The sequence below is a fragment of the Shinella sp. G-2 genome, from assembly GCF_050172695.1.
In the GTDB taxonomy this organism is placed as follows: Bacteria; Pseudomonadota; Alphaproteobacteria; order Rhizobiales; family Rhizobiaceae; genus Shinella.
In genome coordinates this window covers 1-1,460 of sequence record NZ_JBBEYH010000061.1, presented here as the reverse complement: position 1 = coordinate 1,460, position 1,460 = coordinate 1, and the positions used below count along the sequence as shown (strand labels likewise).

Below are 1,460 nucleotides of genomic sequence, written 5' to 3'. Positions count from 1 at the left end.
ATTGTCGATTGTGCAGCGTCTCAGAACTCTTCCCAGTCGTCCTGGGCAAGCGCGGTGTTGCCGGAGACCTGCGGGATAGCGCGGGCCGTCGTGCGCGGAGCCTGATAGACAGCGCGCTGCGGCTGGGCCTGCGGACGGCCCGTCTGCTGTGCCGTCTGCTGCACCGGCTGCTGGGCGGCCATGGCAGCCGCACCGGCCCGGAAGCGCGCGACCAGCGACTTCAGCGTCTGCGCCTCGTCGTTCAGCGCCATCGACGCGGCCGTCGTTTCCTCCACCATCGCCGCGTTCTGCTGCGTCACCTGGTCCATCTGGTTGACCGCCGCATTGATCTCCTTGAGGCCGACGGCCTGCTCGGAGGCCGACGAGGAGATCTGGCGGATCAGGCCGTTGATCTGGATGACCTGCTCGGCAATGTTCTCCAGCGCGCTGCCGGCCTTGCCGACGAGATCGACGCCTTCGCGCACCTGCACTTCCGAGGTGTTGATCAGCGTCTTGATCTCCTTGGCCGCATTGGCCGAACGCTGGGCGAGTTCACGCACCTCCTGCGCCACGACCGCAAAGCCCTTGCCGGCTTCGCCCGCACGCGCCGCTTCCACGCCCGCATTGAGGGCGAGCAGGTTGGTCTGGAAGGCGATGTCGTCGATGACGCCGATGATGTTGGAGATCTCGTGCGAGGAGTGTTCGATGCCATGCATGGCGGCGATCGCCTTCTGCACCACTTCGCCGGACTTGCTGGCGTCGTTGCTGGCCGTGTCCACCGACTTGGCGGCGACGCGGGCGTTCTCCGCGCTGGAATTGACCTGCGAAGTGAGCTGGTCGAGGGCCGCGGCCGTCTCTTCGAGGCTTGCCGCCTGCTGCTCGGTGCGGTGCGACAGATCGGCCGCGCCCTTGGAGATCTCACCGGTGCCGCCGCCGATATTGCCGACCGAGGCGTTGACCGTCTGGATCGTCTCCTCGAGGCTGGCGATGGCCGAGTTGAAGTCGGTCTTCAGCTTGCCGTAGTCGCCGGGGAAGTCGCCGGAGAGGCGGAAGGTGAGATTGCCGGAGGAGAGCTGGGCAAGGCCGTCGCCGAGACGGGCGACGATATCGCGCTGGAGAGTGCTCGCCTCGGTGCGCTCGGCTTCGGAGCGGTTGCGTTCGGCTTCGGTCAGCTGGCGCTGGTTGGTCGCTTCGGCTTCGAGGCGCTTGGTGTCGGCGAGCTGATGGCGGAAGCCTTCGAGCGCCTTGGCGACGGAGCCGGTTTCGTCCGAACGGTCCTGGCCGGCGATGGGCTGGGTATAGACGCCCTTGCCGAGCGTCGCGACGTCGGCGACGAGGCCGGCGAGCGGCTTCTGCACGAAGGTGCGAACGGCGAAGTAGAGACCGGCCAGCACCGTCGCCAGAACGATCAGGCCGCCGATGATCATCATCGTGGTCTGGTCCTGCACCGGCGCGTTGATCGCGGTGCGCGGCACGTCGAC

General features: G+C 67.2%; 1 protein-coding gene. It reads right to left on the bottom strand.

What is annotated here, in order from left to right; genetic code table 11:
* Positions 1–20: 20 nt before the first annotated feature.
* Positions 21–1,460: methyl-accepting chemotaxis protein (locus V8U06_RS29075; protein WP_427143632.1), on the bottom strand; the 1,440-nt coding region annotated here is incomplete at its 5' end.